Origin of the sequence: Onishia taeanensis (assembly GCF_013349955.1) — a bacterium.
GTDB lineage: Bacteria > Pseudomonadota > Gammaproteobacteria > Pseudomonadales > Halomonadaceae > Onishia > Onishia taeanensis_B.
Genome location: NZ_JABVXC010000015.1, coordinates 92,938 through 100,535, shown reverse-complemented (window position 1 = coordinate 100,535; position 7,598 = coordinate 92,938). Strand labels below are relative to the sequence as shown.

Annotated in this window: 6 protein-coding genes and 1 tRNA gene; 4 read left to right on the top strand and 3 right to left on the bottom strand. The window is 64.2% G+C overall.

Going from position 1 to position 7,598, the window contains the following annotated elements; genetic code table 11:
* Positions 1-4: 4 nt before the first annotated feature.
* Positions 5-80: transfer RNA gene (locus HUS66_RS15650), tRNA-Glu, on the bottom strand.
* Between the two features lie 334 nt (positions 81-414).
* Between HUS66_RS15650 and msrB the strand changes: the two genes are divergently transcribed.
* The 4 genes from msrB (at position 415) to htpX (ending at position 4,297) form a co-directional block, all read left to right on the top strand.
* Positions 415-816 (top strand): peptide-methionine (R)-S-oxide reductase MsrB, encoded by a 402-nt coding sequence (gene msrB, locus HUS66_RS15645; RefSeq protein ID WP_175072128.1) that lies wholly within the window; start codon positions 415-417, stop codon positions 814-816.
* Positions 817-906: 90 nt separating this feature from the next.
* Positions 907-1,878 (top strand): ribosome biogenesis GTPase YlqF, encoded by a 972-nt coding sequence (gene ylqF / locus HUS66_RS15640; RefSeq protein WP_175072127.1) that lies wholly within the window; start codon positions 907-909, stop codon positions 1,876-1,878.
* Positions 1,879-1,999: 121 nt separating this feature from the next.
* On the top strand, positions 2,000-3,232 hold the full coding sequence (locus tag HUS66_RS15635) for a pyridoxal phosphate-dependent aminotransferase (RefSeq protein ID WP_175072126.1): 1,233 nt from the start codon (positions 2,000-2,002) through the stop codon (positions 3,230-3,232).
* A gap of 168 nt (positions 3,233-3,400) precedes the next feature.
* A complete protein-coding gene (gene htpX / locus HUS66_RS15630) occupies positions 3,401-4,297 on the top strand; it encodes a protease HtpX (RefSeq protein ID WP_175072125.1) in 897 nt (298 codons plus the stop codon).
* 164 nt (positions 4,298-4,461) lie between these two features.
* On the opposite strand, the gene nhaC is transcribed toward htpX, so the two are convergent.
* Positions 4,462-5,979, bottom strand: a complete 1,518-nt coding sequence (nhaC, locus tag HUS66_RS15625) for a Na+/H+ antiporter NhaC (RefSeq protein ID WP_175072124.1) — start codon at positions 5,977-5,979, stop codon at positions 4,462-4,464.
* A gap of 187 nt (positions 5,980-6,166) precedes the next feature.
* Complete coding sequence (locus HUS66_RS15620) at positions 6,167-7,381, bottom strand: 4-phosphoerythronate dehydrogenase (protein ID WP_175072123.1); 1,215 nt, start codon at positions 7,379-7,381, stop codon at positions 6,167-6,169.
* Between the last annotated feature and the right edge of the window lie 217 nt (positions 7,382-7,598).

Below are 7,598 nucleotides of genomic sequence, written 5' to 3'. Positions count from 1 at the left end.
GAAGTGGCGTCCCATAGGGGGTTCGAACCCCTGTCACTGCCGTGAAAGGGCAGTGTCCTGGACCACTAGACGAATGGGACGTGGCCGAACCTCTTTAAGATGGCGCGTATGTTACTGAGCACGCCTAACGCTGTCAAGCGCCTGTTGGGCCGCGCGTTTCCTCAGCGACACAGGCTATCCTGTAAAACGTAAGGCGGGCCACCCGCCTGCCGGACACTGGGCTTGGCTGACCTAAAGACGGCCATTCAAGCTTATAAAGGCCCCGCCCCTGAAGGCCCAGCAACGCGCCCTGCATTGTGGGGCAACGGCCAGCGGTGGCAAAGTAAGCTATCGGCGTGAGGGTGTGCGTGGCTGATGTTGCTACCCGACCGCCTTCGCCCGACAGCGATCATTTCTGAAATCGGAAGGTACGCCATGCGCAAGAAGATAGAGAAGAGCGAGGCCGAGTGGCGCAGCCAGCTCAGCCCCGAGCAGTATCGGGTCACCCGTGAGAAAGGCACCGAACGGCCCTTTAGCGGTGACTACCAGGTAAAAGACGCCCAGGGCATCTATCACTGCGTCTGCTGCCATGCCCCGCTGTTCGAGAACGAGCACAAGTTCGACGCCGGCTGCGGCTGGCCAAGCTTCGACCGCCCGCTAGGCAAGGGCTCGGTCGAGGAACATGAAGATACCAGCCACGGCATGCAGCGTATCGAAGTGGTCTGCTCGCACTGTGACGCCCACCTGGGTCACGTCTTCCCGGACGGCCCACCGGCGTCCACCGGCCTGCGTTACTGCATCAATTCGGTGGCCATCGACTTCAACCGCGACGAGTAGCCCAGAGGCCACCGCCCTTCCCCGCTGGCCCTAGCCCGCCGTCCATCTGCTAAGATGGACGGCCGTTAGAAACGCGCAGGAGAAGAGGCCATGCTGGGCTGGTACCCGGGACACATGCACAAGGCACGCCGCCAGATCACCGAGGCGCTGCCGGAAATCGACGTGGTGCTGGAGGTGCTCGACGCCCGTCTGCCCTATTCCAGCGCCAACCCTATGCTTGCCGAACTCACCGAGCACAAGCCGGTATTGAAGATCCTCTCGCGCGCCGACCTGGCCGACCCAGAGCGCACCAAAGAGTGGGTAGCCTATTTCGATGCCCAACCCAACACTCGCGCCCTGGCGGTGACCACCACCCAGGCCCGCGAGCTCAAGCGCATTCCCAAGCTGTGCCATGAGCTTGCCGGCGAAGTGCGTGCCGACCGCGACGTGCGAGTCATGGTGATGGGCATTCCCAATGTCGGCAAATCGACCCTGATCAATGGCCTTGCCAAGCGCAAGATCGCCAAGACCGGCAACGAGCCGGCGGTCACCAAGCGCCAGCAGAAGGTACGCATCGACGGCCGGGTAGCGTTGACCGATACTCCCGGTGTGTTGTGGCCGAAGATCGAGGATCAGGCCAGTGCTCACCGGCTGGCCGCCAGCGGCGCCATCCGCGATACCGCCATCGACTATCTGGACGTCGCCGTGGTCACCGCCGCCGAACTGGCCAAGCGTTACCCGGAGGCGCTGAGCCAGCGCTACAAGCTGAAGGCGCTGCCGCCGTATCAGGGTAACCCCGCCGCCGATTCCGTCGAGGCCGACGGCCCGATGCGCGTTGATCTGCTGGCCCTCGCCGGCTTCGACGGCAACGCCATCGTGCGCGACATCGCTGCCAAGCGCGGCGGCCTGCGCCCGGGCGGCGAGGTCGACCTGCACCGTGGTGCCGAGGTGCTGCTGCACGAACTGCGCGATGGCAAGCTCGGCCGGCTGACGCTCGAGACGCCGGCGGACATCCCGCCGCCCCCGACCCCTGAGGCCGATGAGGCCGACAGCGAAGACGCCGCGACCAACGCCGACTCTTGAGCTTAACGGTTTTCAAGAACGCCGCCCCTGAAGCGGGTGCCAGCTTCCGTCTTGCGCCAACGATACGCGTGCCGGGCCCCGTTTAGCGGGGCCACCCCTGGACTCACTACCCGGACACCTCATGGATACCCCGACGCCCATCAACAAGTCCCAAAAGCTGCACAACGTCTGCTACGACATTCGCGGGCCGGTGCTCGACCACGCCAAGCGTCTCGAAGACGAAGGCCAGCGCATTCTCAAGCTGAACATCGGCAACCCCGCGCCGTTCGGCTTCGAGGCCCCGGAAGAGATCCTTCAAGATGTAATGCGCAACCTGCCCACCGCCCAGGGCTACTGCGATTCCAAGGGACTCTATTCGGCACGCAAGGCGATCATGCAGGAATGCCAGCGCAAGCAGATTCCCGGCGTCGGCATCGAGGACATCTTCGTCGGCAACGGCGTCTCGGAGCTGATCGTGATGGCCATGCAGGCGCTGATCAACGACGGCGACGAGGTGCTGATTCCGGCCCCCGACTACCCGCTATGGACCGCCGCCACCAACCTGTCCGGCGGCCGGGCGGTGCACTACCGCTGCGACGAACAGGCCGACTGGGCGCCGGACATGGACGATATCCGCGCCAAGGTGACCAGCCACACCAAGGCCATCGTGCTGATCAACCCCAACAACCCCACTGGCGCCGTCTATCCACCGGAGGTAATCCGCGAGCTCTTGGAGGTCGCCCGCCAACATAATCTGGTGGTGTTCTCCGACGAGATCTACGACAAGATCCTCTACGACGAGGTGGAACATGTTTCCACCGGGGCGCTGGCCGGCGATGACCAGCTGGTGGTGACCATGAACGGCCTGTCCAAGAGCTATCGCTGCGCGGGCTTTCGCTCCGGGTGGATGATTCTCTCCGGCAACGTCGCCAAGCAGCGCGCCGCCGACTTCATCCAGGGCCTCAACATGCTGGCCTCGATGCGCCTGTGTGCCAACGTGCCGGCCCAGCACGCCATCCAGACGGCTCTGGGCGGCTATCAGTCGATCAACGACCTGATCCTGCCGGGCGGGCGTCTCAAGGCGCAGCGCGACATCACCGTCGAGAAGCTCAATGAGATTCCCGGAGTATCCTGCGTTACCCCCAAGGGCGCCCTCTACGCCTTCCCCAAGCTCGATCCCAAGGTGTACCCGATCGTCGATGACCAGAAGATGGTGCTCGACCTGCTGCTGCAGGAAAAGATCCTGCTGGTGCAGGGTACGGCCTTCAACTGGCCGGAGCCCGACCACGTGCGCATCGTCACTCTGCCTTGGGCCGACCAGCTGGGAGACGCCCTGGAGCGTTTCGGTCGCTTCCTGTCGCGCTACCGTCAGTGAGGGGTCAGTGAGGGGGCATTGAAAGCTCAGTCAGAGTAAGCCGCAAGGGTTTTATGCATCAGCGCTGATAGGACTTGAAACCGACCCGCATAAGACGTATCTAAGCTAGCGTATTGAACGCGCCGGCGACCGCCGGCGCCCAGCACTCAAAGCGGGAGCTTCCTCCACATGATGCGCATCCTTCTCTTCCTTGCCACTAACCTAGCGGTGGTGCTGATCGCCAGCATCACCCTGCGCCTGCTCGGGGTCGAGCCCTACCTGAATGCCCAGGGCATGAACATGAACAGCCTGCTGATCTTCTGTTTCGTGTTCGGCATGGCGGGCTCGCTGGTCTCGCTGTTCATTTCAAAGTGGATGGCCAAGCGCAGCACCGGCACCCAGGTCATCGAGCAGCCGAGTAACGCCACCGAGAAGTGGCTGCTCGAGACCGTCGCCGAACTGGCCCGTGAGGCCGGCATCAAGACCCCCGAGGTCGGCATTTTTCCGGCCCAGCAGTCCAATGCCTTCGCCACCGGCTGGAACAAGAATGACGCCCTGGTGGCGGTCTCCGCGGGCCTGCTCAACCGCATGCGCCCGGAAGAGATCCGCGCCGTGCTGGCCCACGAGATCGGCCACGTCGCCAACGGCGATATGGTCACCCTGGCGCTGATCCAGGGCGTGCTGAACACCTTCGTGATGTTCTTCGCCCGGGTCGTCGCCCAACTGGTCGACAGCTTCCTGCGCAAGGACGACAACGGTGGCCTTGGGTTCTTCGGCTACTTCGCGGTAGTGATCGTCGCCGAGATCGTCTTCGGCCTGATCGCCTCGATCATCGTCGCCTGGTTCTCGCGCTTCCGTGAGTACCGTGCCGACTCGGCCGGCGCCAAACTGGCCGGCAGCGGCGCAATGATCAACGCCCTGGCGCGTCTCAAGGCCGAACATGAAATGCCGGACCAGATGCCCGACACCCTGACCGCCTTCGCCATCACCACCGGCCAGAGCCGTAAGCTGATGGAGAAGCTGTTCGCCAGCCATCCGCCGCTGGATGATCGCATTCGCGCGCTGAAGGAATCGGCCTACCGCTGAGCCGGCGCCGTCCCTGGGCCGCTCCAGCGGCCATGACGCTGCGATAGCCCAGCGATGACGTATTGATAACGCGGTAATAATAGAAAGGGCCCGCCCTCATGATGAGGGCGGGCCCTTTTGCGTCAGGTCAGTGACTGCCGGTGTATCTTGCCGGCCGTCGCCACCTAGCGCGCCTCGCTGACCAGCGACTCGGCCATTGGCGTCGGTTCGCTATCCTCGGCCTCGGCGGCCGCCAGCGGCACGACCTTGAAGCCGACCATGGCATAGACGATCGCCAGGCCGAAGTTCACCAGATTGAAGATGGCGAACGGCAGATAGGACAGGGTCGCCACGCCGAGGGTGGCCGCCATATAGGCACCGCAGCTGTTCCAGGGAATCAGCGGCGAGGTGATGGTGCCCGAGTCCTCGAGCGAGCGCGATAGATTGACCGGCGCCAGCCCGCGGCGGCGGAATTCGGCCCGGTACATGCGCCCCGGCAGGATCACCGAGATATACTGATCGCCGGTGATGATATTGGACGAGAGCCCGGTGCCCAGCGTGGTAATGATCAGCGCGCCTGCGCTCTTGGTCACCCCCAGCATGCCCCGTACCAACCGCTCGAGCAGCCCCAGGCGCTCGATCACGCCGCCGAAGGCCATCGCCGAGAGAATCAGCCAGACGGTATTGAGCATGCTCGCCATGCCGCCCTTGCTCAGAAGGTCATCGAACACGTCATTGCCCGTATTGGCCACGTACCCATCGAACAGCGCCATCCACACCCCCTTGAGCAGCGCAAGCGGCGTGGCCAAGTCCGCCTCGCCGGCCAGGGAAAGGACCGCCTGGGGTTGGAAGATCACGGCAAATACTGCCCCCATCAGGGCCCCGATCACGATGGTCGGAAAGGCCGGCCAGCGGCGTACCGCCATCACCAGCAGTACCGCCAGCGGAATCAGCAGGTGTGGCCCGATGGCGTAACTTTCATTCAGCCTGCCCTGCAGCGCCAGCACCTGCTCGGGCGTTGCCTGGCCTGCCTCCGCCTGCAGGCCCAGCACCCAGAAGGCAATCAGCGCGATCACCAGACTTGGCACCGTGGTCCACAGCATATGGCGGATATGCTCGAAGAGCTCGACACCCGCCGCGGCCGGCGCCAGGTTGGTGGTATCGGACAGGGGCGAAAGCTTGTCGCCGAAATAGGCACCGGAGATCACCGCGCCAGCGCTTACCGCCGACGACAGGCCAAGGCCATCGGCAATACCGATCAGGCCGATGCCCAGGGTGCCGGCCACCGTCCAGGAACTGCCCACCGACAGCGCCACCACGGCGCACAGCAGGCAGGCGCTGGCATAGAAGTACTGCGGGGCGATTATGTCGAGCCCGTAATAGATCATCGATGGCACCACGCCGCCGAGAATCCAGGTACCGATCATGGCCCCTACGGCCAGCAGGATCAGGATGGCGCCCAGCGAAATCTGGATGCCGTGGTTGATCGCTTCCTCGATGTCCCGCCAGCCATAGCCGTTCTTCATGCCCACCAGGCCCGCCAACAGCGCGCCCAGCAGCAGCACGACCTGGTTGGGCCCCCAGGAAGCATCGGCACCGAACAGGACGACCGCCAACACCAGCATGGCCACCACTACCGCCACCGGCATCAGCGCATCGAGAAAGGAAGGAGCGCGCACCTCGCGCGACCGGGTATCAGACATGATCTTGCATCCCTCGAACAATGAGCGAGCAAGCTTGCCTGTCCGCGCTGGGCGAGGGCAGCCCCGGTGTCCCGATCCTAGAGACGATGTCCCAGGATCGAAAAAACACAGCGCATTCTTATAAGACTAAGGTCGCATAAACCGATATCTGTCGGGTTAGTCTGAATGACCACAACCGGCCGCCGGATCAGCTTTCGACTTCGACGGCGAAGCCCGCAGCGGCGAGCAACGGCTCGAGCGACGCCGCCGCCGGGCGCAGCCGAACCCTGAGGGTAGAAAACTCGCGGCGCAGCGGATATTCACTGCGGTAGGCGTCAAACCCGGCCTTCAGGCCTTTCTCGCGCTGATAGCGAATCAGACCATCATGGTCCCGGCGCACGTCATAACAGGCCCGCACACAGAGCCTCAAAGCCTCCCAGGGTAAGAGGCCAGCATCCAGGGTCAGGCTCGGCAGCGACGTCGCCGGCGCCAAGTCCGCAAACGCGACCCGCACCGGCAGGCCGAAGTACTCCATCGCCGCTCGATAGACCTGATGGGTGCCGCGCAGCTTGCCGTCCAGGCTATGGCCCGCGATATGCGGGGTAGCGATATCGGCCAGCCGCCACAGTGCCTCGTCGATGGCGGGCTCGTCCTCGAACACGTCCAGTACGGTGCGCAGGTCGCTGCTGGCCGCCAGGCGCGCCAGCAGCGCCTGGCCGTCGAGACAGTCGCCGCGCCCGGCGTTGAGCAGCCAGGTGCCCGGCTCGAGGGCAGCGATACGCGCCTCATCGAGCAGGTGGTGAGTGCGATGCTCGCCGTCGCGCACCAGCGGGGTGTGCAGGCAGAGCACGTCGCAGGTCTCGATCAGGGTGTCGAGATCATCGAACGTAGGCCTTTGCTCAACACCGGCGTCGTGATCGGCGGTGTTCTTGGCTTCTCGGTCTGCTGCTTTTTCCGCCTCTTGCTCTGCTCTGGGCGGATCGCAGACCCGGCAATCCAGGCCCAGGGCCGTCAGACGCCGGTAGAGCCGCCCACCGACGTTGCCGGCGCCGACGATGCCGATCCGGCGCTGGTCGAGCTCCGTGCCCTCGCGCTCGGCCAGGGTCAATAGGCTCGACAGCACATAGTCGACCACCGCCTCGGCATTACAGCCCGGGGCATTGGCAAAGCCGATGCCCTGGGCCTCTAGGGCCGCCTGATCGAGATGATCGGTACCGATGGTGCAGGTGCCGACGAAACGCAGCCGGGAATCCTCGAGTAGCGCCTCGTCGACCCGGGTAATCGAGCGCACCACTAATACTTCGGCCTCGGCGTCGCGCACCGCCTGGGCATCGATCTCGCGGCCGGGCCGCCTAGTGATCGAGCCAAGCTCGGCAAAACAGGCCTCGGCCTTGGGTATCAGGGAGTCGATGAGCAGACGCATGGCGATTCCTTGCAGCTTGCAAAACGGGTTGGCGGGCCGGTGCTGGGCACGGCCGTGGCCAGCGTGATGGGTTGTTCATGCCGGCCAGGCCGTTACAATAGCACGCAAGCCAAGCCCGCAAGGGCGCGGCCTATCGCATTTAACGCCCATTTTTCGCTCGTTTTCACCCCCGTTTCCGTGCCGCTTTTTTATCGCGCGGAATGCCGCCAGGAGCCGC